Annotated in this window: 18 protein-coding genes; 9 read left to right on the plus strand and 9 right to left on the minus strand. The window is 44.8% G+C overall.

The features are described from left to right. Positions 1–13: 13 nt before the first annotated feature. From arsH to MHM99_RS05845, 5 genes are all read right to left on the minus strand, one after another. Positions 14–781, minus strand: a complete 768-nt coding sequence (arsH, locus tag MHM99_RS05825; protein WP_152910866.1) for an arsenical resistance protein ArsH — start codon at positions 779–781, stop codon at positions 14–16. Further along, positions 781–1,248 carry an arsenate reductase ArsC gene (locus MHM99_RS05830; protein WP_049586016.1) on the minus strand — a complete coding sequence of 156 codons (468 nt, stop codon included), beginning with the start codon at positions 1,246–1,248 and terminating at the stop codon, positions 781–783. Before MHM99_RS05830 ends, arsH begins: the two co-directional genes overlap by 1 nt. Before the next feature lie 172 nt (positions 1,249–1,420). Further along, positions 1,421–1,765: a metalloregulator ArsR/SmtB family transcription factor gene (locus MHM99_RS05835; RefSeq protein ID WP_239218508.1), complete on the minus strand. Its 345-nt coding sequence runs from the start codon at positions 1,763–1,765 to the stop codon at positions 1,421–1,423. Between the two features lie 142 nt (positions 1,766–1,907). Beyond that, complete coding sequence (locus tag MHM99_RS05840; RefSeq protein ID WP_239218510.1) at positions 1,908–2,597, minus strand: hypothetical protein; 690 nt, start codon at positions 2,595–2,597, stop codon at positions 1,908–1,910. 170 nt (positions 2,598–2,767) lie between these two features. Further along, complete coding sequence (locus tag MHM99_RS05845) at positions 2,768–3,535, minus strand: hypothetical protein (RefSeq protein WP_239218511.1); 768 nt, start codon at positions 3,533–3,535, stop codon at positions 2,768–2,770. Positions 3,536–3,708: 173 nt separating this feature from the next. On the opposite strand from MHM99_RS05845, the gene MHM99_RS05850 reads away from it, so the two are divergent. The 3 genes from MHM99_RS05850 to MHM99_RS05860 all read left to right on the plus strand — a co-directional run bounded on the left by MHM99_RS05850 (position 3,709) and on the right by MHM99_RS05860 (position 6,377). Then, positions 3,709–5,007, plus strand: a complete 1,299-nt coding sequence (locus tag MHM99_RS05850; RefSeq protein ID WP_239218513.1) for a histidine kinase — start codon at positions 3,709–3,711, stop codon at positions 5,005–5,007. Next, positions 5,004–5,648: a response regulator transcription factor gene (locus MHM99_RS05855; protein ID WP_156078761.1), complete on the plus strand. Its 645-nt coding sequence runs from the start codon at positions 5,004–5,006 to the stop codon at positions 5,646–5,648. The genes MHM99_RS05850 and MHM99_RS05855 overlap by 4 nt, the downstream gene beginning before the upstream one ends. 96 nt (positions 5,649–5,744) lie before the next feature. Beyond that, positions 5,745–6,377: a response regulator receiver protein gene (locus MHM99_RS05860; protein WP_239218515.1), complete on the plus strand. Its 633-nt coding sequence runs from the start codon at positions 5,745–5,747 to the stop codon at positions 6,375–6,377. Positions 6,378–6,465: 88 nt separating this feature from the next. On the opposite strand, the gene MHM99_RS05865 is transcribed toward MHM99_RS05860, so the two are convergent. Beyond that, the gene (locus tag MHM99_RS05865; protein WP_049586019.1) at positions 6,466–7,623 is read right to left on the minus strand and encodes an S-(hydroxymethyl)glutathione dehydrogenase/class III alcohol dehydrogenase; all 1,158 of its coding nucleotides are present in this window, start codon (positions 7,621–7,623) and stop codon (positions 6,466–6,468) included. 189 nt (positions 7,624–7,812) lie between these two features. On the opposite strand from MHM99_RS05865, the gene MHM99_RS05870 reads away from it, so the two are divergent. The 6 genes from MHM99_RS05870 to ung all read left to right on the plus strand — a co-directional run bounded on the left by MHM99_RS05870 (position 7,813) and on the right by ung (position 17,356). Further along, a complete protein-coding gene (locus tag MHM99_RS05870) occupies positions 7,813–8,691 on the plus strand; it encodes a LysR substrate-binding domain-containing protein (protein ID WP_168462932.1) in 879 nt (292 codons plus the stop codon). 81 nt (positions 8,692–8,772) lie between these two features. Continuing rightward, complete coding sequence (locus tag MHM99_RS05875; RefSeq protein WP_239218517.1) at positions 8,773–11,322, plus strand: excinuclease ABC subunit UvrA; 2,550 nt, start codon at positions 8,773–8,775, stop codon at positions 11,320–11,322. Positions 11,323–11,702: 380 nt separating this feature from the next. Further along, positions 11,703–14,168, plus strand: a complete 2,466-nt coding sequence (gene thrA, locus MHM99_RS05880; protein ID WP_239218519.1) for a bifunctional aspartate kinase/homoserine dehydrogenase I — start codon at positions 11,703–11,705, stop codon at positions 14,166–14,168. Positions 14,169–14,338: 170 nt separating this feature from the next. Then, a complete protein-coding gene (thrB, locus tag MHM99_RS05885) occupies positions 14,339–15,283 on the plus strand; it encodes a homoserine kinase (RefSeq protein WP_168462930.1) in 945 nt (314 codons plus the stop codon). Positions 15,284–15,401: 118 nt separating this feature from the next. Continuing rightward, a complete protein-coding gene (thrC, locus tag MHM99_RS05890; protein ID WP_239218521.1) occupies positions 15,402–16,685 on the plus strand; it encodes a threonine synthase in 1,284 nt (427 codons plus the stop codon). Further along, positions 16,685–17,356 carry a uracil-DNA glycosylase gene (gene ung / locus MHM99_RS05895; RefSeq protein ID WP_239218523.1) on the plus strand — a complete coding sequence of 224 codons (672 nt, stop codon included), beginning with the start codon at positions 16,685–16,687 and terminating at the stop codon, positions 17,354–17,356. Before thrC ends, ung begins: the two co-directional genes overlap by 1 nt. Positions 17,357–17,609: 253 nt before the next feature. Here the strand turns inward: ung and MHM99_RS05900 are convergent, their stop codons facing one another. The 3 genes from MHM99_RS05900 to tal form a co-directional block, all read right to left on the minus strand. Continuing rightward, positions 17,610–17,786, minus strand: coding sequence for a DUF3545 family protein (locus tag MHM99_RS05900; RefSeq protein WP_012519516.1), 177 nt, complete (start codon positions 17,784–17,786; stop codon positions 17,610–17,612). Between the two features lie 362 nt (positions 17,787–18,148). Then, the gene (gene pgi / locus MHM99_RS05905) at positions 18,149–19,798 is read right to left on the minus strand and encodes a glucose-6-phosphate isomerase (RefSeq protein ID WP_239218525.1); all 1,650 of its coding nucleotides are present in this window, start codon (positions 19,796–19,798) and stop codon (positions 18,149–18,151) included. A 14-nt stretch (positions 19,799–19,812) separates the two neighbouring features. Further along, on the minus strand, positions 19,813–20,772 hold the full coding sequence (gene tal, locus MHM99_RS05910) for a transaldolase (protein WP_039226298.1): 960 nt from the start codon (positions 20,770–20,772) through the stop codon (positions 19,813–19,815). Between the last annotated feature and the right edge of the window lie 231 nt (positions 20,773–21,003).

Genomic DNA, 21,003 nt, shown 5'->3' on the forward strand with positions numbered 1-21,003 from the left:
CCTTTGTCTTACTTTACAACGATTTTTGATTAACACGCTTACTCACTTCTTCTGCGCTTTCAACGCGCTCAGAATAGCGGTCAACGAGAAAGTCTTTGTTGTCGCGGGTGAGCAAAGTAAATTTCACCAACTCTTCAACTACGTCCACAATGCGGTTGTAGTAAGGTGACGGCTTCATGCGGCCATCGTCTTCAAATTCTAGAAAGGCTTTTGCCACAGAAGACTGATTAGGGATGGTTAGCATGCGCATCCAGCGACCTAAAATGCGCATTTGGTTTACCGCATTGAACGATTGTGAACCGCCGGAAACCTGCATAATCGCCAACGTTTTACCTTGGGTCGGTCGAACGCCGCCAAGGCTAAGCGGTACCCAGTCAATCATGCTTTTCATAATGCCAGTCATGCTGCCGTGGCGCTCTGGTGAACACCAAATTTGCCCTTCAGACCACATCATAAGCTCACGCAGTTCTTTCACTTTTGGGTGTGAGTCATCTTCAGTATCTGGCTGCGGCAATCCACGAGGGTCAAAGATTTTGGCTTCAGCACCAAAGTACTCAAGCAATCTTGCCGACTCTTCAATTACTAGGCGGCTGTACGAGCGTTCTCTGAGCGAGCCGTAAAGTAGCAAAATACGCGGCTTGTGATCTGAGAACCCTGATGCAAAGTTAGCCATAATTGGCTTGTGCATTTGCGCCATTACCGCGTTATCAGATGGGCTTTGTGCTGTTGAGCTTTCTTGGTTACTTGATATATCTTGGCTCATTGATTTACTGTTACCCATTACTGGGCTCCTAATTTGGATAGTGCCTCTTTAAGCGCTGTTTTATCTAAGTTTTTCTCAGCAAGCTCTGCTAATGCCGCTACACGCTTTTCAATAATATCGATAGTGTTGTTGAATGCCTCTGCTTTCTCTTGTTCGCTACCTTCTAACTTAGACGGGTCTTCTAAGCCCCAGTGCACCTTAAGAGATTTACCGAAATAAACAGGGCATGACTCACCCGCCGCTGAATCACAAACGGTGACAACAAGATCAGCATCGTAATCTTCAAATTCATCCCACGACTGGCTTTGAAGGCCGTCTGTACTAAACCCGCGCTCTGCAAGGTACTTAAGAGAAAGAGGGTGTACTTCCCCTACAGGCTGGCTGCCAGCACTACGTGCTTCAACATTGCCGTTCGAGGCGTTAGTGATGGCCTCGCAAAGAATGCTGCGGCAACGGTTGTGCGTACAAATATATAAAATCTTCATATAAAACCTTGTTTAATGGTCGAGGCTACTGTGGGTAGCTGTAATAAATAGAATAAGACTTCGAAAAAAACAGATACTTGGCGAAGTATTAAGCTGCAATTAACACCAGGGCCTGTTGACCTTTGCTGTGCATTTTTGCAGCGGTCTTTGTGCCATTCAGAAAGTTTGGAATCTAGCAATTCTCGCAGGACAAATTCGCTAACGCCTCGCTAATATATTCATTGTTGTGAATAGCGGTGTTCTTAATGACCTCCAGTGCCCAAGCGGGTAAGTCAGGATGGAGTTGGTAATACACCCATTTGCCCTTACGAGTATCGAGAACTAAACCGCATTTTCGTAAATCTGCAAGATGCCGTGAAATTTTGGGCTGGCTTAATTGAAGCGCATCAGTAAGGTCGCACACGCATAGCTCACCTTTTACACAGAGCATAAGCAGCGTCTTTAAGCGGGTGTCTTCCGACAAGCATTTGAAAAATGTTAAAGGCTGTAGCTGCGCAGAATCAGAACAAGTCGACATAAATCACATCACATATGAAATTTCGTATGTGATGTATCGTATATGAAATTCCGTATGTGTCAATGATAAATCTGAAATTTCATATGTGTTTGGTAGGGACGAGAGGGTCTTAGACCGCCATTATTCTCGGTAAGACAGAAATTTAGTGGTTTTCAGGAGCGGCAGCCTCGAACGACATCGCTACTTCTTTACCGTTTACCTCATTGTAGTGGGCAATTACCTCGTTCATGAAAGCGAACCATGTTGGATTCGGATGCCAAATAGCCATAAGGTCTTTTTGGGCGGCTTGTTCATTTTCACCAAGTACGTTAATTCTGTATAGATACGTAAAAGCAGCGCCTCGCCAATTCAGTTTACAGTGCGTGAGTACCTTGTCTTCTTTGATATCGACGGTTTGCATAAACGCTGCGTAATTTAAAAAGTTGGCTAATGTGGGGCCTTCCCAATCCACGGGCACATTAAAGTAATCGAGTCCTAATTCTGAGGTAGTTAAGATTTCACTGGTTCTATCCCCTGGGATCAAATCTACAACGTGCGTCACCCCTTTTTCTTTCAGTAAAGAAAGGTGAGAGGCATCGGGTAAGCCCGAAGAGAACATATATGGCGCGTTTTCTTGGTAGTTGGTGAGCGTTGTAAGTGTCGGTTTGGTATTCATTTGCGCTTGGTCACTGGTTTGCGGTGTTGAATTGTCTTCGTGATATGCGTTCGCATTTGCACTTAAACCTAGCCCTAAACCAATACAGGCCGCACTAACAGCGAGACTACGCTTAGACGTTTGAAATGACAGTGTATCTTTCAATATTTTAAGTGCTGCTGATTGGTGCTTTTTCATAATTTAGCGCTCGATGTTGACACTGGTTTATGGTGGCGTTATTGCCATTTCTTACGTTACACATTTGATGGCTTGTTGTCCAAGTGGCAATGCCACCGTTAAGTAAACAGGCCCTAACCGTGGCATTGATAACAACTGCTGAATTGAATTTTTATATATCACTTTTAAGTTTAACTTTTCATTACCTTAGGTTTTAAAGAAGACGTATTACGACCAGATGATTTTGGTTTGTATTTACAGCTAAGCCAGATTGAAAAAGGAACGCCTATAAGGGCAGGTAGAACCCAACTGACAAGTTGTAGTGACGGCGAGCCTTCGAATAATGCGCGTCCTCCAAAGGCAAAAAATGCGGTATATGCACCAATGCCAGAGCCAATGATATGCCCAATGTGCTCAGTTACCCACGAACCTGCAACGATGTCTTTTTGATAAACATAGCGCACAATACCAATGGCATTTAACAGTGCAATAGGGGCAAAGATACAAGTTAGCGTGATGCCGTACGTAATACCCTGATACAATGCAATGGAAGCGACGACAAAAAGCAGTACGGGTAGCCATAAATATTCAATTGTGCGCAGCTGCTCAAGATTTTGCTTCACTTTAAGCACCGCTACAGAATGCCTCACGTTGTTCCACACCAACAGGCTTAACATCAGCAAAAAGATATATTGACCTCTAAGGTATGCGGTGAAATAAGCAACAGACTCAAAGTGCTCGGGCATTGTCGGGTAGATGGCTAGCGGAATAAACAACACCATTGTAGAGCTGATAACGCCACTAATAGACGTAAATAGCATCGCTTTTATGTAGTAACCACCAAATTGAATGTGGGCTTTTCCGCCCTTTCTCGTAAAACTAGGCACCCAAAATAGTAAAAGTGACAATGCACCCGTTAAAACGTGAAGCGCTACTATAAAGCCATGAATTGTTTGCATCTTGCTTTCCTTTGGCAATGAACAAAATTGTAGGCTTATAGTGATAACTTCGCGAGATTGACAACAGTGCCAGAAGTCACGAAATAAAAAGTGACTTCTGGCCTATGCATTGAACTATGTTTTTTGTCAAAGTAACGCTATAAGAACGAAAAGATATAGGTAGTCAGAAACGAATGAAAATCTCAATCCCTGCTCATTGGCGGGTGAGCATCGATATTGAGCGCGCATCTGCATGTATTACGTGGATGTTTGTAAGCGGCTCTGCACTTTACTTCTTGTATCATCAATACTCGTTCATGCATTGGCGAACCCTCTCTGCCATTGCTATTTTTTGCATGCTAGCTGTGACTTTTGTGATTGTCAGTAGGCATGACCATAGTATGCCTTCGTTAAGGCTGCCAACGTTATGGGCGATGTTTCTACTAGCGGTACTGTGCCAGTTTTTGCTTCCCTATGCTTACCTTGCCATCTTCATTGTTATTTGGTCCGCCATTCTTCCTTATTATGTTAATTGGAAAACGTGCGTCGTGCTTTCAATACCATTGGCTTTGCCCACCATCCTCATCCAAGGATGGGTGTGGCAAGAGCAGCAAGCTGTCTTAACCGGCGCGCTGTTTTGGACATTCAATTTATTTGCCATGATCATGTCAAACACTGCCATTAAAGAATCGAAAGCACGTGAAGAAGCTGACGCGCTTAATAGACAATTATTAAGTACTCAGCAACTAATGAAGCAGGCGCTTACTCAAGATGAACGCCTGCGTATAGCGCGAAACATTCACGATGTTTTAGGGCATCATTTGACGGCGCTTACCATCAACCTTCAAGTCGCGTCGAGAAAGGCGGATTTATTAGAGAGCACTGAATCGCAAGCTATAAAGCGACACGTTGAACAGTCCCACAGTATCGCAAAGCTCTTACTCTCTGATGTTAGAGAAGCGATTTCTGATATTCGGGAAAATGCGGCTATCGATTTTTCATTAGCGGTAAACGCACTGATTAAAGACTTGCCTAGGCCGATGGTAAATCTGCACATTGACGATGATTTAATGTTAACCAACGTGCGAATTGCTGACTGCCTGTTGCGAAGTATGCAAGAGGCGCTAACTAACGTGATACGCCATACACAGGCGCATTATTTTTCCCTATCACTGACGCAACACAACGGCGCTTACAACCTACTAATGCACGACAGTATGGTGCCGCATGCTGCAGATGAGAAACTCAGTGATGAGCAGCCAAGTAGCATACAGTTCTTCGACAAAGCACCATGTAGCCATTCAGAAGGCGCTTTTGCAGAAGGGGTTCGAAAGGAAGAGCGATCAAGCGAATCTGACACTTCAAGTCATGTGGTGGCTGGCAATGGTCTAAAAGGAATGCAGGAACGGGTTCATGAGCTAAATGGAACTATCAGCTGGCAGCGAACCGAGCAGGGTTTTCGCATCGCAATTCACATACCGGAGGGCGAATGAAAACACGCCTTATATTAGTTGAAGATCAAATGCTGGTAAGGGAAGGCATCAAATCACTTTTAGGGCTTGATGATAGCGTTGAAGTTGTTGGCGAATACGAAAATGGTCAGCAGCTCATTGATAGTGAAAACGCTTTAAACTGTGATGTGATATTAATGGATATTCGCATGCCCAAATTATCGGGTATCGATACTTTGCTTGCACTGAGTGATAAAGGGATTAGTACGCCAGTGCTAATGCTTACTACGTTTGACGATCACGAGCTGGTAAACGGCGCTATGCGCGCTGGTGCAAAAGGGTACCTGCTTAAAGATGTATCGCTAGAAACCCTGGTTGACACTATTACACAAATAAAAAATGGTAAAACGCTGATTCAGCCCGCGGTAACCGAAAAAGTGTTGCAAGGCTTGAAAGGACTGAACGTAGAATTTGAGTCGTTTGAAAATCCAGAGCCACTTACTGAGAAAGAAGTCGAAATTCTCCGTTTGATCGCTGCGGGTTACAGTAATAAAGAAATTGCAGATGCGATGTTCAAATCAACAGGCACCATTAAGAACCAAGTTTCTTCAGTCATGGCTAAGCTTGGTGTACGAGATAGAACGAGGGCAGTGCTCAAGGCGTTAGAGCAGGGAGTTATTTAGTTATACTTTTATACAACATGCTAAAGAATAAGATACACAGGTTGGACCACTTGGTAAAATACAATCATAGGATCACATGTGATTTTGGAGAAGTACATGAACAAGTGGTTAGTAGTTTTATCTTTAGTTTTCGGTGTGAGCACGACAGCTCACGCCAATTTGATTTTAAACGGTAGCTTTGAGAACAACGATATTAAGAGTAATAGCTGGAAAATCTTCACTACTGGAACAGTTGATGGGTGGAGCGGCACAAATATGGAGCTATGGGATAATTTCGAAGGGTTGAATGCATTTGATGGTAGCCAATATGCTGAGCTTAATGCCGATGGTAATAATGGCCAATACTTTATTTTTCAAAGCTTCTCTACTGAAGCAGATGCTAACTATGATGTGTCATTTGCTTATGCAGCACGAGGCAAAGGTGAAAGTTTTCAGCTAGACATATTCAGCGATACGAATAACATTTTGTTCAGTCAAGTGTTTGATGATCACGCCATTAAAACTTGGTCTGAATTCTACGGTGATTTTGTTGCGCAAACTGCGCTGACAACCATCCGTTTTTCTACCATCAATACAGGAACCTATGGCAATTTTGTTGATGATATCGTGGTAACTGAAGCGCCTAGTTTAGCGAGTGTATCCAGTGTTTCAGTTAGTGAGCCAGCGAGCTTGGCTATTTTGCTACCTCTTTCAGCTTTTGCGTTTATAAGACGCAAGAGAGCCAAATAGATTTACACATATGGTAACTACAAAAAGGCCCGCATTTATGCGGGCCTTTGTTTTTTATGCAAAAATATCTGCGCTTTGGTTCTAATGCTTATTTATCCATATGCACAACTGAACGGATACTTTCACCTTTATGCATTAAATCAAACGCTTCGTTTATTTCATCAAGACCCATGGTGTGAGTGATAAACTCTTGAAGACCAAAGTCACCATTTAGGTATTGCTCTACAATACCTGGCAGCTCTGAACGACCTTTAACACCGCCAAATGCAGAGCCGCGCCATACACGACCAGTTACTAACTGGAATGGACGCGTTGAAATTTCTTGTCCTGCGCCAGCTACACCAATGATTACAGATTCGCCCCAGCCTTTATGGCAGCATTCTAGCGCAGAGCGCATAACGTTTACGTTGCCGATACATTCAAACGAGTAGTCAACGCCGCCATCGGTCATTTCAACAATCACTTCCTGAATAGGCTTGTCGAAATTCTTAGGGTTAACTAAATCAGTTGCGCCAAGCTGCTTCGCTAAGTCAAACTTGCTTTCATTAATATCAATACCAATAATGCGGCCGGCGCCTGCCATGCGTGCACCAATAATGGCAGATAGACCGATACCACCTAACCCAAAGATAGCAACCGTGTCGCCTTCTTGTACTTTCGCAGTTTTAAGCACGGCGCCCATACCGGTTGTCACACCGCAGCCAAGTAAGCATACTTCTTCTAACGGAGCCGTTTTGTTTACTTTCGCTAGCGATATTTCTGGTAAAACCGTGTACTCAGAAAACGTTGAGCAGCCCATGTAATGATAAATTGGCTCACCATCTTTAGAGAAGCGGCTTGTGCCGTCTGGCATTAAGCCTTTACCTTGTGTTTCGCGCACTGCTTGGCAAAGGTTAGTTTTGCCTGACTTACAGAACTTACATTCGCCACATTCTGCGGTGTAAAGAGGAATAACGTGGTCGCCAACTTCTACACTAGTCACACCTTCACCCACCATTTCAACAATACCACCACCTTCGTGGCCTAGAATTGAAGGGAATACGCCTTCAGGATCATCACCGGACAGCGTAAATGCGTCAGTGTGACATACGCCAGTTGCAACGATGCGTACAAGTACCTCGCCTTTCTTAGGAAGCTCTACGTCAACTTCTTCCATCTTTAACGGCTCACCCGGGCCCCAAGCCACCGCAGCTTTTGACTTGATATGAGTTTGACCTTCTTGCAATGAATCTTTAAACGATGTCATGTGATGACTCCTTAATCATAAATATACGATGATGTTTTATAGGCCAAAGTATAAGAGATGGATTACTAATGATAAATACAGTTTTAGTAAATCACTATTTCATATTTGTAATAATTGATTTGGACAAATAAAATGTACTTAAATAAACCAGCGCTGTGATGAACAACGCTAAACCAACGAGTGGCGATAATGAAATATCTAGAAGGTATAGCCGAATTTTGTGCCGTAGCTGACGTTGGTAATTTTACCGGGGCTGCCAATAAGCTAGATACGTCAGTGGCGCAGATAAGCCGTAAAGTCGCATCACTTGAAAAGCAGCTAGGCGTTAAATTATTACAGCGAACAACGCGCAGCGTATCGCTCACTGAAGCAGGTACGCAGTATTTTCAGCAGGCAATGCCAGCGTTAAAAGCGCTTGAAGATGCCCAGCTAGCTGTGAGCGCACTGCAAGCATCGCCGCAAGGGCTAATTAAACTTACCGCTCCCGTAGCGTTTGGCGAAGCCTTCATCGCGCCTTTGCTCAATACCTTCATGCAAAAGTATTCCGGCATTAGCGTGCAATGCACTTTCTCAAACGAAAAGCTCGATATTGTCGAGCAAGGCCTCGACCTTGCCATACGCATTGGCAAACTGGAAGACTCGACGCTGGTTGCAAAAAAGCTGGCTACACGTCATTTGTTTGTATGCGGAAGTAGGGATTATTTTGAAGAGCAAGGTCAGCCTAAAAGTATTGAAGAGTTAAAAGAGCACTCGCTACTGGTGGGGTCACAGCCCTATTGGCGTTTGCTTATCGATAATGAAATTCAGTCAATTCCTGTACAGGGGAGAGTACGGTATAACAGCGGGAATGCACTGTGCAGTGCTGCGATTGCTGGTTTAGGTATTGCACAACTACCTGGGTTTTACGTGCGTAAAGCGCTGGCCTCTGGTCAGCTAATTGAGCTATTCCCCGAGTACAAAGACAAGCAAGAGGCTATTTGGGCTGTATTTCCTTCAAACAGAAATGTTGCACCTAAAATTAGGCTGCTTGTGGATTTTTTAGCTCAACATCTCATCTCAGACAGCTGATGTGATTGTTTAAAAATATTGATCGAAATATAGCGCCTGTATCTAAATATTCTTTAATAAAGGTGATATGCAGGTGATGAAGTGCACAATAATGAGGGAAAAATTCACGTACGCGGCGCCCGTGTACACAACCTAAAAAATATCAGCATCGATATACCGCGAAATGAAGTGGTGGTGTTTACCGGTGTATCTGGCTCAGGAAAATCTTCTTTGGCTTTCGGTACGCTTTACGCAGAAGCTCAGCACCGCTATTTAGATTCGATATCACCTTATGCAAGGCGACTAATTGAGCAGGTGGAGAAACCTGACGTAGACGCGATTGACGGCTTACCGCCTGCTGTGGGCCTGCACCAGCGTCGGGGCGCACCTTCAGTTCGGTCTTCCGTTGGTAGTATCACCACGCTTTCTAATAGTCTGCGAATGCTTTATTCCCGGGCTGGGGATTATCCCAAAGGGCAGAGCATTGTCTACGCAGACGGGCTTTCTCCTAATACGCCCGAAGGTGCATGTGAACACTGTGACGGTATTGGAAAAGTTTTTGACACACAAGCTCATCGCCTTGTACCCGACGACAGCCTCACCATACGAGAGGGTGCTGTGGCAGCTTGGCCTGGTGCGTGGCAGGGCAAAAACCTAGTAAGGGTACTGTTATCGCTAGATATCGATGTTGATATTCCATGGCGTGAACTGCCTCAAAGAACCCGTGACTGGATCTTATTTACCGACGAAATGCCTCAGTTACCTGTATACCGAAACTATAACCTAGCGCAAACCCGAAAAGCGCAGCAAGAGGGCGAACCTGCTAGCTACAATGGCAAGTTTATCAGTGCGCGACGTCATGTGCTCGATACCTTTAAAACGTCTCAAAAAGAGAAAATGAAGCAGCGAATTGCTCCCTTTATATCTGTTGAAGCATGTCCGGTTTGCCGTGGAAAAAAGCTTAAGCAAAATGCGCTGGCAGTGAAAGTTGATGGCTTAGATATTATTGAGTTTTCAAGACTGCCACTACAGCAAGTTCACGAAAAGCTTCAGGCGTTAAGAAAGTCAGTCAACGGCGATACTTCAGAGCGTGGTCAGGTGATACGCAATATTACGGGCGACCTTATTGAAAGAGTGAAGCCTATAATAGCACTTGGGCTTCATTACCTTTCGTTAGATAGAAGTACAACAAGTATCTCAGTAGGCGAACTACAGCGATTGCGTCTGGCGACCCAGCTTAAATCGAATTTATTTGGCGTTGTCTTTGTTATGGATGAGCCTTCATCCGGTCTTCACCCTCGTGACGTAGAAGGGCTTATTCGCGCGCTTCACAATATTACCGAAACGGGAAATTCACTGCTCGTTGTCGAGCACAACCCTTACGTCATCAAAGGCGCTAACTGGGTTGTAGATGTAGGACCTAGAGCGGGAGTGAACGGAGGTGAGCTTGTCTATAGTGGGCCGGTTAAAGAATTGGCAAGCACAAAAAACTCTTTAACGGCAGACTATGTCTTTAACAATAAAGCCCTAAGCCAGCGTATCAAGTGTAAATCGTCAGGGGTATTGCGTTTAAAAGACGTGTCCAGAAATAATGTCAGCCATGTTGATATTGATATTCCACTAGGTGTGATGACCTGTGTCACTGGCGTTTCCGGCTCTGGAAAGTCGAGTTTAATTAGCCAAGCATTAGTTGAGTTAGTCAAAGGTGGTTTAAACTCTGCTGAGAAAGAAGGGATGCGAGCGAATGAAACGAGAGAAACGGAAGAAACGAAAGAACTGCTTACTGACGCCAATTCGCTTCTTACTAACGACACTTTTTCACATAAAAGTGAACCGCTACAAGGCTTTATTGAAAGCGGACTTGAAGAGTTAAGTCGTATAGTTGTGGTAGATCAGTCTCCAATCGGCAGGACACCCCGTTCAACTTTGGCAACCTATACCGGCATATTTGACCAAATCAGAAGTTTATTTGCTTCAACCGAAGAAGCAAAATCCCGTGGTTACGATGCGGGTCATTTCTCGTTTAACGTTGCAAAAGGGCGATGCTCACATTGTGAAGGCTTGGGTGTGGTATCGGTAGAACTACTGTTTATGCCGAGTGTTTATTCCCCCTGTACTGTTTGTAACGGTCAGCGTTTTAACGATAACGTACTGGAAGTTGGTTACAACGAGCATTCTATCGCTGATGTATTATCGCTTACGGTTGAAGAAGCACTATCTGTATTTAGTGGTAATCAAGTTATTACGCGGGGACTTAAAACGCTAATGAACGTAGGGCTTGGCTATCTAACCCTTGGGCAAAGTGCCACTGAATTATCAGGTGGCGAGGCGCAGCGCATTAAATTAGCGTCAGAACTTAAACGTGCTCAAAATGCTAATACCCTATACGTGCTTGATGAACCTACAACAGGTTTACATCTCTCAGACACTGCATTACTTATGCAGCATTTAAGCACGTTAGTTGAAGCGGGGAATACTGTGGTGATGGTTGAGCACAATATGCAGGTGGCTGGGGCTTGCGACTACATTATTGATATGGGGCCAGGCGCTGGTGATGAGGGAGGAGAAATAGTTGCTGAAGGCAGACCAGAGGAGGTTGCCAAAGTTCAGCAAAGTGCAACAGCCCCATTTTTGAAGGCGAGTTTGGCTTAAAGAAAGGTTTTGATTGAGTGAGTTAGGTTTGAATGATCTTAGAAATAAGGGGTTGTTCAAAGCTACTTGAATACTAGTAAGCCAGCAAAGAAACTGCTTGAACTCGTATTTGTACCTTAAAAAGAAATAATAATTAAAGAGTGTTGCACTTTTTGCAACACAGTGTAGTGAAAACTGCGGTTGACATATAGACGTCTATACGGCAAATTGCTTGTATGAAAAAGATTCTACTTACTCGCACCACCATTATGTTAATTACCACCTTAAAAAGGGCGGTCGCTGACTAGTGCAAGTAAGCAAAAGACAACGAAAGCCCGCCTAACACAGAGCGGGCTTTTTTTTACACACGTTTTAGCATGCGTAACCTTAAGGAGCAGCATATGAAAGTCTTAAAGTTTGGGGGTTCTTCTCTAGCCGATGCACCGCGATACATGCGCGTTATGGAGATTAGCACGGCAACCCACCAAACCGACGGTGCTGCGGTTGTACTCTCTGCCCCAAAGGGGGTAACGAACGCGCTTTCACTACTATGTGAACAAGCAGCCGCGGGTGAAGATTTCCAGCCGTTATTCAATAAGTTGAACGACACGGTTACCGGCATCGCCAACAACCTAAACGAAGAACTCGACGGGTTTGCACATGCAAGCGTGGTAGAATTCATTAATAGTCACCTTTCAGTACTAAAACAGCACCTTGAAGGTATAAAGCTGCTTGGTGTTGCACCTGATAATGTTGCTGCCGGTATTCTAAGTATTGGTGAGTACATCTCGGTGACGCTTTTTAGCGCTATGCTATCTGCCAAAGGTATCGCTAATCGCGTTATCGACCCGGTTAAGTATGTGCTGGCCGAAGGCGATTACCTAGACAGCATTGCCGATGTGTCGCTTAGTAAAGCACGCTTTTCAGATGTGCCTACTGACGGCAGTGAATTTCTTGTCATGCCGGGGTTTGTTGCTGCTAACGAAGAGGGCGAGAAAGTCACGCTTGGGCGTAACGGCTCAGACTATTCAGCGGCCATTTTAGCGGCGTGTATAGACGCAAATTGCTGTGAAATTTGGACAGACGTAGACGGTGTTTATAACGCTGACCCGAATCAAGTTGAAGGGGCAGTGCTGTTAGACAAGCTTACCTATCAAGAAGCGATGGAGCTGTCTTATTTCGGCGCAAAAGTGCTTCATCCGAAAACTATCGGTCCTATCGCTCAGCACCACATTCCTTGTTTGATCAGAAATACATTAAACCCAGCTGCGCCAGGTACGCTAATCAGCAATGAAAAAAGCGAGGTGTGGACGTCAGTTAAAGGTATTTCACAGCTTGATAACGTCACCATGTTTAACGTTGCAGGTCCTGGCCTTAAAGGTATGGTAGGTATGGCAAGCCGTGTGTTTGAGGTGATGTCGAACGCCAATATTTCAATAAGCCTTATTACCCAGTCTTCTTCAGAATACTCAATCAGTTTCTGTATCCAAAGCAAAGACGCCAGCCGAGCGTTAACGCTTCTTGAAGATGCGTTCGCGCTAGAGCTTCAAAACCAATTACTAGACCCCATTGAAGTGCGTCATGACCTAGCCATTGTCACTTTGGTTGGTGACGGTATGCGTCAAACCAAAGGCTTGGCAGCGCGTTTCTTTAACTCGCTTGCCCAAGCGCGGGTAAACAACGTAGCTATTGCTCAAGGCTCTTCAGAGCGCTCTATTTCAACGGTAATTGAAAGTAAGCGTGCTAAGAAAGCGGTAAAAGTCATTCACCAGAATTTTTTCTCTGACCGCCATACCATCGACGTATTCCTAGTAGGGTGTGGCAATGTGGGAACCGAACTGCTAGGTCAAATTGAAAAACAACAGCCTGCATTGTTAAAACGCAATGTTCAGCTGAGAGTTTATGGCATTGCAAATAGCCGGAAACTGCTGTTAAACAGTCAAGGTATTGATTTAAGCGGTGACTGGAAAGCGGCACTTGAATCGGCAAGCGAAGGATTAAGCGTAGAGCGCCTGCATCAGTTCGCTAACGACAATAGTCTGGTAAACCCGGTGATTGTTGACTGTACTAGTCACGAAGCGATTGCAGAGCAATATGTAGATATGATGGAAAGCGGTTTTCACGTGGTAACGCCAAATAAAAAGGCGAACACGAGCGCAATGTCTTACTACCGTAAGCTTCGTAAGACCGCGCAATCGACAAATCGTCAGTACCTTTACGAAACCACTGTCGGCGCAGGGCTACCGGTTATTGATAACTTGCAAAAGCTATTCAGCGCCGGCGACACCTTACACCGCTTTGAAGGAATTCTATCGGGCAGTTTGTCTTATGTATTTGGCAAACTTGAAGAGGGCATGAGCCTGTCGCAAGCGACACAAACAGCCAAAGACAATGGTTTCACCGAGCCAGACCCGCGCGATGACTTAAGCGGCATGGACGTAGCGCGTAAGTTGCTTATTATGGCTCGTGAAGCTGATTTAGCATTAGAGCTATCTGACATTGAAATTGAGTCTGTGCTGCCAAAAGGCTTTGCCGAAGATTGTTCAATTGACGAGTTTATGCAGAAGCTGCCAGAGTTAGATGCGTCGTTTGGTGAAAAGGTTGAAGCGGCTAAAGCAGAAGGTAAAGTGCTTCGTTATATCGGAAGCATTGAAGACGGAAAATGCAAAGTAAGCATTCAGGCTGTACCAGCGAGCAACCCTCTTTCGCAGGTAAAAGACGGTGAAAACGCGCTGGCGATTAACAGTGACTACTATAGCCCAATCCCTTATGTAATTAGAGGATATGGAGCAGGTGGTACGGTAACAGCAGCAGGGGTGTTTGCTGACATTCTGCGTACTATGCCGTGGAAGCAAATGGCTCACTAAGGGCTAAATAACGCTTAGCTTGCTTAGCGTAGATAGGCGGCTAAAGTAAGATATTCGAAGGTGTGACTTAGTCCAGTAATGTTGTGGCATCGATTTAAAGCGCTAATTTATTGAGCTAATTTGAAGCGCTAATATAAAGAGCACGCCACAAGCGAAGTAAGAGTAATAATATGAAAGCATTTACGGCCTTCGCGCCGGCATCAATAGGAAATGTGAGCTTAGGCTTTGACGTACTGGGCGCAGCGCTTGCGCCCGTTGATGGCACTAAGCTAGGTGATGAAGTTGAAATAAAGGCGGCTGAGTCATTTTCATTAGAAACGGTGGGGCGCTTCGCTCACAAACTCCCGGGCGATGCAGACAGTAATATTGTAACTAAGTGCTATCACTATTTCTGTGAGCAAATGGAAAAGGCTGGAAAAACAACCTCTCCTGTTGCGCTTACGCTTCATAAAAACCTTCCAATAGGCAGCGGGTTGGGTTCAAGCGCAAGCTCTATTGTGGCAGCGTTTGCAGCGTTAAATGTTTACTTCGACACCCCGTTCGATGAAGATACTCTGCTTATAATGATGGGCGAATTAGAAGGCCAAATAAGCGGTAGTATTCACTATGATAATGTTGCTCCCTGTTACTTAGGTGGTATGACGTTAATGACAGGTAGCGATGCGCCGGTCACACTGTCGTTGCCCTTAAACGACGAATGGTACTATGCCGTTTGTTATTCAGGCATTAGCGTATCAACGGCGGCTGCTCGCGATATCTTGCCTAAACAGGTGGAAATGGCGACGGCACTAACCTTTGGTCGACAGCTAGGTGTGTTTGTACATGCCTTACATGTAGGTAACTTTGATTTGGCAGCATCGGTAATGAACGATGTTATAGCCGAACCTTACAGAAAATCGCTACTGCCTGGCTTTGATGACGCTCGTGCGTTTAGTGAGCAAGCGGGTGCGCTCGCTTTTGGTATTTCTGGCTCGGGACCTACGGTTTTTGCCGTGTGTCCAAGTAAAGCGCAGGCGGAAAAAGTCGCCGCCTATTTAACAGAGAACTACATTCAAAATGAAGATGGCTTTAGCCATGTGTGCCAAATACCAAGCCAAGGCACCATTGTTTCTTAAGGTACATAGCTTTTTAAGTTATATGGTTTCTTAAAGGCAAATGATTTCCTAAAAGCACAATAATTTTTTAAAAGATTAAAAGGGCAGAGTACTTGCCCACATAAAAAGGTAACAGCAAGTGGAATTGGTAAATTTAAAAGATTCATCGGACACAGCAAATTTTGCTGAAGCCGTTAAGCGGGGCTTAGGTAAAAACCAAGGGCTTTATTTTCCAGAGCATATTCCTACCCTAGACAATATTGACGAATTGTTGGAAAAGCCATTTGTAGAGCGCAGTATTGAAGTACTTCGCGCCCTTATCGGCGATGAGCTGAATAATGGCGAGCTAGAAGAAATTGTTCAGACCGCATTTGCTTTTGGTGCACCAGTTGAGCAGGTCAACGATAACGTATACTGCTTAGAGCTTTTCCATGGTCCAACGCTGGCGTTTAAAGATTTTGGCGGCCGCTTTATGGCGCAAACCCTGTCGCGTATTAGCGAAGGGAAGCCAGTTACCATTCTAACAGCGACTTCAGGTGATACCGGCGCAGCGGTTGCACATGCATTTCACGGCATCGACAATATCAACGTGGTTATTTTGTTTCCAAAGGGCAAGATTAGCTCGCTGCAGGAAAAGCTATTCACTACGCTAGGCGGTAACATTCATACCGTTGCTGTTGAGTCAGACTTTGACGCATGTCAATCACTCGTAAAAACCGCGTTTGACGACCCTGACGTACGTGAAGGCCTTCACCTGAACTCAGCAAACTCAATCAACATCAGCCGTTTACTAGCGCAGGTTTGCTATTACTTTGAAGCAGTAAGTCAGTTGCCAAAAGAGAAACGAGATCAACTCGTTATTTCAGTACCTAGTGGTAACTTTGGTAACCTTACGGCTGGCATGATTGCTAAATCGTTAGGTTTACCTATAAAGCGTTTTATCGCAGCAACTAACTTAAACGACACGGTACCTCGCTACCTTAAAACCGGCGAGTGGGAACCTAAGGCGACGGTTGCGACCATGTCTAACGCAATGGATGTAAGTCAGCCTAATAATTGGCCGCGAATAGAGGCGCTTATTGAGCGTGGCTATATCGACAAAGCGTGTCTTAAAGGTGAGATGGTTGACGAAGAATATACGCAGCTTGCTATGCGTCAATTAGCGCAACAAGGCTATACCAGCGAGCCACATGCCGCGATTGCCTATCGCGCAGTAAGTCACGACTTAGAAGACGGCGAAATTGGTTTGTTCTTAGGAACAGCGCACCCGGCTAAGTTCAGAGAAACCGTTGAAAACGTGCTAGGTAATCCAATCAGCTTACCGAAAGCGTTGGCCGATGTAGCAGGCGAAGACAGCTTAGCGGTAGACTTGCCAGCGTCTTACGAGGCACTTAAGCAGCATATGATGGATTTGCTTAAGTAATGACACCCTCGGCTACAACATGGCAAAGCGCGCTTAGTGATGAAAAGCAAAAAGACTATTTTGTTACGTTGCTTGAGCGCGTGAAGCACGCTCGTGAAGCGGGAAGCGTTATCTACCCGCCTCAGTCTGACGTATTCAATGCGCTTAAATACACGCCGCTAGACGAAGTAAAAGTCGTGATCTTAGGTCAAGATCCGTATCACGGTCCTAATCAAGCCCATGGACTTTGTTTTTCAGTAAAAGCTGGCGTTAAAACACCGCCATCGCTTAAAAATATGTACAAAGAGCTGTTGTCTGACATTGATGGTTTCACCGAGCCTAATCACGGCACGCTGACGTCGTGGGCGGAGCAGGGCGTATTGCTACTTAATACTGTATTGACCGTTGAACAGGGCAAAGCACATAGCCACGCGAAATGGGGATGGGAAATCTTCACCGATAAGGTTATCGATGTAGTCAATGAGCACTGCCAAAACGTTGTGTTTCTTCTGTGGGGAAGCCATGCGCAAAAGAAAGGTAAGCACATTAACCGTGAAAAACACCACGTTTTACATGCGCCTCATCCGTCGCCACTCTCAGCACACAGAGGCTTTTTAGGTTGCAAACACTTCAGCCAAACAAACGAATACCTTATTGCTAAGGGCAAAGAACCCATTAATTGGCAGGTATAGTACTGGCATAAATAGCAGCTAGCCACACAGCAAGTGTGGTTGCCTTATTCAGGGCCTATCAATGACTCACTAGATAAATGCCTAAATAGCTATGAGACATGTTATGCGGTCTGGCCGCAATTAGGCACAGAGCATATTCCTTAGCTAATACGCTATTACATAGAGCCAGCGAAGAGACACCATGCTTGCAAGTGAAGCATTTACAGCACGCTAGAAAGTAAAAAGGCCGCCTGTGTAACAGGCGGCCTTCGTTTTATCTTTCCAGTGTCTCTAGCTCGTACTCGAAACCACAGTCGAGTTCGGCCAGTTCTTTTTCTAATTTGTAGCGATCTTGTAGCGCTTCGATTTCTCTCCACTTACGTTTTTTGCTTTTGGTTTTTGCTGGGCTTGCTTCGATGTCTAACATGGCAAATAGATCTGATTTATCCACTGGGATCTCCTTTTTATACCACTACAACTAATACAGAGTTTTTGTTTTTAATTCCCTCTGTACAATTTTGTATCACAGCCGCCACTAAAATAAAATAGTTTAATTTACCTTTTATTAACAAATTGTGACGATATGATGACAACGGTAAGGAAATGTCCAGTGTATTTAAAGCGTGAACAATAACTGTATGTAATTGATCCTATTTGTTTTGCTAGTAATCAATTGTACAGTGTTACGGATATCAAAAATGTCTGTCGTATTGTTGATGAAAACCGCAACAAAAAACGGCTAGCTTTCGAAAAAGCTAGCCGTTCAGTTTGTTATTTGCACCAATTGGGTGATTTTAAATCACCTCGCATTCCTTATTTTGGTGCATTCGCTGCTCTGAATTTGGCAATCAATTGTTGTGTTGAAGCGTCGAAATTATCTTTGTCTGCCTCGCCTTGAATGCCTGCAAGTACTTGGTTTCCTAGTACTTTACCTAACTCAACGCCCCATTGGTCGAATGAGTTAAGGTTCCAGATAACACCCTGAACGAATACCTTATGTTCATACATTGCAACCAGCGCGCCAAGTGTTTTAGGCGTAAGGCTATCAAACAAGAAAGTATTGCTAGGCTTGTTGCCAGGCATGGTTTTATGAGCGGCCAAGCGTTTGCGTTCAGCGTCGTCTAGGCCTTTACCGTCAAGGTCTGCATAACACTCTTCAAAGGTTTTACCCTGCATTAGTGCCTGGGTTTGACCAAAACAGTTAGACGCAAGCATAGCGTGATGCGTGTCGTCCTGGTTAGGAACGTTAAGTGGCAACATGAAGTCTGCTGGAATAACGCCTGAACCTTGGTGAATAAGCTGATGGAAGCTATGCTGGCCGTTTGTACCTTCACTGCCCCAAATAATTGGGCCAGTAGGGTAATCTACGTGCTCACCTTCTTGCGTCACTTCTTTACCATTACTTTCCATATCTAACTGCTGTACGTAAGCTGGTAAGCCGCGAAGATAGTGGTAATAAGGCAGCAACACATGAGACTGTGCATCGAAAAAGTTTCTGTACCATACGCCTAACAGTGCAAGTAGAACAGGCATGTTTTCTTCTAGCGGTGCGGTTGTGAAATGGGTGTCCATGTCAAACGCACCTTCAAGTAAGCCTTTGAAGTTTTCAAACCCAAGGGCTAGCGAGATAGGCAGGCCAATAGCAGACCACAGTGAGTAACGACCGCCTACCCAATCCCACATAGGGAAAATATTGTCGGCGCTAATACCAAACTCGGTGGCTGCTTTAACGTTTGAAGACACGGCTACAAAGTGTTTAGCAATATCTTCTTGTGTACCGCCAGACTTTAAGAACCAGTCTTTAGCCGTAAGTGTATTTTGAAGCGTCTCTTGGGTAGAGAACGACTTTGATGACATGACCACCAAAGTTTCTTCAAAATCTACGCTAGATAGCACATCGTGAATGTGGCAACCATCAACGTTGGCAACAAAGTGAACTTTCACGGCATCAACGGTATGCGGCTTAAGTGCCTCGGTCATAATCTTAGGACCAAGGAACGAACCACCAATACCAATTGCCACAATGTGCTTGATAGGCTTGCCGGTATAACCTTTGTGTTCACCGCTGTGAACCGATGCGGTAAACGCTTCAATTTTTGCAAGCGTAGCATGCACTTCAGGCATTACGTCTTCGCCATCTACCAGTACTTTACGGTCTGAGAAATTACGAAGTGCGGTGTGAAGCACAGCGCGACCTTCTGTTGAGTTAATCTGCTCACCAGAAAACATCGCGTTGCGAAGGGTTTCTAGTTTGCAGGCTCGGGCAAGGTCGAAAAGTCCTTTAAGCGCGTCATCATTTACACGGTTTTTCGAGTAATCAAGAAAAATACCGCAGGCTTCAAGCTGCATCTTGTTCGCGCGATTTGCATCTTGTGCAAACCAGTCGCGCATGTGCGCATCTTTTACCGTTGCAGCAAGTTCAGACAGTTTTTTCCATTCAGGAAGAGAAGTTAAAACACTCATTGTTTCAATAGCCCTTACGCGCTTAGTTTTTCGCGAAGCATGGTTTCAAGTTTTTCCTGATCTGCGGCGAAGTTGCGGATGCCTTCAGACAGCTTTTCGGTTGCCATTGCATCTTCGTTCATTGCCCAGCGGAATTCGCTTTCTGTTAAGCGGTCACCTGGTGTTTTTGTAGCGCCATTGTCTTTAAGTTTAACCTCTAGATCGCCAGGCTCGTTTGCCAGTTCTTCTAGCAGTGCTGGGCTAATGGTTAGACGATCACAACCTGCCAACGCTTGAATTTCACCAATGTTACGGAAGCTTGCGCCCATCACTACGGTATTGTAGCCGTGGTCTTTGTAGTAGTTATAAATTTTAGTTACAGATACTACGCCTGGATCTTCATCTGGTGCGTAAGACTCAGTACCGGTCGCTTTTTTGTACCAGTCTAAAATGCGCCCTACGAATGGAGAGATAAGATAAACACCGGCCTCTGCACAAGCTTGTGCTTGGGCGAAGCTAAATAGAAGCGTTAAGTTACACTGAATGCCTTTCTTCTCTAGCTCTTCTGCTGCCTGAATACCTTCCCAAGTAGAGGCAATTTTAATAAGAATGCGTGACTTATCGATACCCGCGTCTTCATATAGCTGAACCAAACGTTCCGCTTTTTCGATAGTGGCGGCAGTGTCGAACGATAGGCGTGCGTCTACTTCAGTTGAGATTCGGCCTGGAATAGTTGCAGAGATTTCTTTACCAATGGCTACCGCTAGTTTGTCTGCTGCATCGGTAAGCTGCTGGTCAGCGTCGTTTGACTGAAGTTTTGCCCATGCTACAGCATCATCAATTAGGCTTGCATATTGAGGAAGACCAGCCGCTTTTAAAAGTAGCGACGGGTTAGTTGTGGCATCGACTGGTTGATACTTTTTAATGGCATCGATGTCGCCCGTGTCGGCAACAACGGTAGTGATATCACGTAATGAAGCTAACTGATTGCTCATAATTCTCTCTGTTCTTTATCAAAATAAATTTGGACAACTCGCTGGAAAAGCCAGTTGAATAAAACGGTTCGCTTGCGCGTGTGTAGGGCTTTGCGCTTACGTTCTTTTTTACCAGTTCTTAGTTCTTTAATAAGTACTGGTACATGCAGCGCTTTGGTAATTGAGGTACGTTCACGGAGGGTGTATCTCAATTATTGTTTGAATAATTATTTGTAACGCTATTTATATCAA

Origin of the sequence: Alteromonas sp. MmMcT2-2 (assembly GCF_022348305.1) — a bacterium.
GTDB lineage: Bacteria > Pseudomonadota > Gammaproteobacteria > Enterobacterales > Alteromonadaceae > Alteromonas > Alteromonas macleodii.

Bases quoted from the DNA above. Each gene is read 5' to 3' on its own strand.
- pgi (WP_239218525.1), bottom strand. From the start codon at position 19,798: ATGAGTGTTTTAACTTCTCTTCCTGAATGGAAAAAACTGTCTGAACTT.
- MHM99_RS05870 (WP_168462932.1), top strand. From the start codon at position 7,813: ATGAAATATCTAGAAGGTATAGCCGAATTTTGTGCCGTAGCTGACGTT.
- arsH (WP_152910866.1), bottom strand. From the start codon at position 781: ATGGGTAACAGTAAATCAATGAGCCAAGATATATCAAGTAACCAAGAA.
- tal (WP_039226298.1), bottom strand. From the start codon at position 20,772: ATGAGCAATCAGTTAGCTTCATTACGTGATATCACTACCGTTGTTGCC.
- thrA (WP_239218519.1), top strand. From the start codon at position 11,703: ATGAAAGTCTTAAAGTTTGGGGGTTCTTCTCTAGCCGATGCACCGCGA.
- ung (WP_239218523.1), top strand. From the start codon at position 16,685: ATGACACCCTCGGCTACAACATGGCAAAGCGCGCTTAGTGATGAAAAG.
- MHM99_RS05830 (WP_049586016.1), bottom strand. From the start codon at position 1,248: ATGAAGATTTTATATATTTGTACGCACAACCGTTGCCGCAGCATTCTT.
- MHM99_RS05865 (WP_049586019.1), bottom strand. From the start codon at position 7,623: ATGACATCGTTTAAAGATTCATTGCAAGAAGGTCAAACTCATATCAAG.
- thrB (WP_168462930.1), top strand. From the start codon at position 14,339: ATGAAAGCATTTACGGCCTTCGCGCCGGCATCAATAGGAAATGTGAGC.
- MHM99_RS05860 (WP_239218515.1), top strand. From the start codon at position 5,745: ATGAACAAGTGGTTAGTAGTTTTATCTTTAGTTTTCGGTGTGAGCACG.
- MHM99_RS05835 (WP_239218508.1), bottom strand. From the start codon at position 1,765: ATGTCGACTTGTTCTGATTCTGCGCAGCTACAGCCTTTAACATTTTTC.
- MHM99_RS05850 (WP_239218513.1), top strand. From the start codon at position 3,709: ATGAAAATCTCAATCCCTGCTCATTGGCGGGTGAGCATCGATATTGAG.
- MHM99_RS05855 (WP_156078761.1), top strand. From the start codon at position 5,004: ATGAAAACACGCCTTATATTAGTTGAAGATCAAATGCTGGTAAGGGAA.
- MHM99_RS05840 (WP_239218510.1), bottom strand. From the start codon at position 2,597: ATGAAAAAGCACCAATCAGCAGCACTTAAAATATTGAAAGATACACTG.
- MHM99_RS05845 (WP_239218511.1), bottom strand. From the start codon at position 3,535: ATGCAAACAATTCATGGCTTTATAGTAGCGCTTCACGTTTTAACGGGT.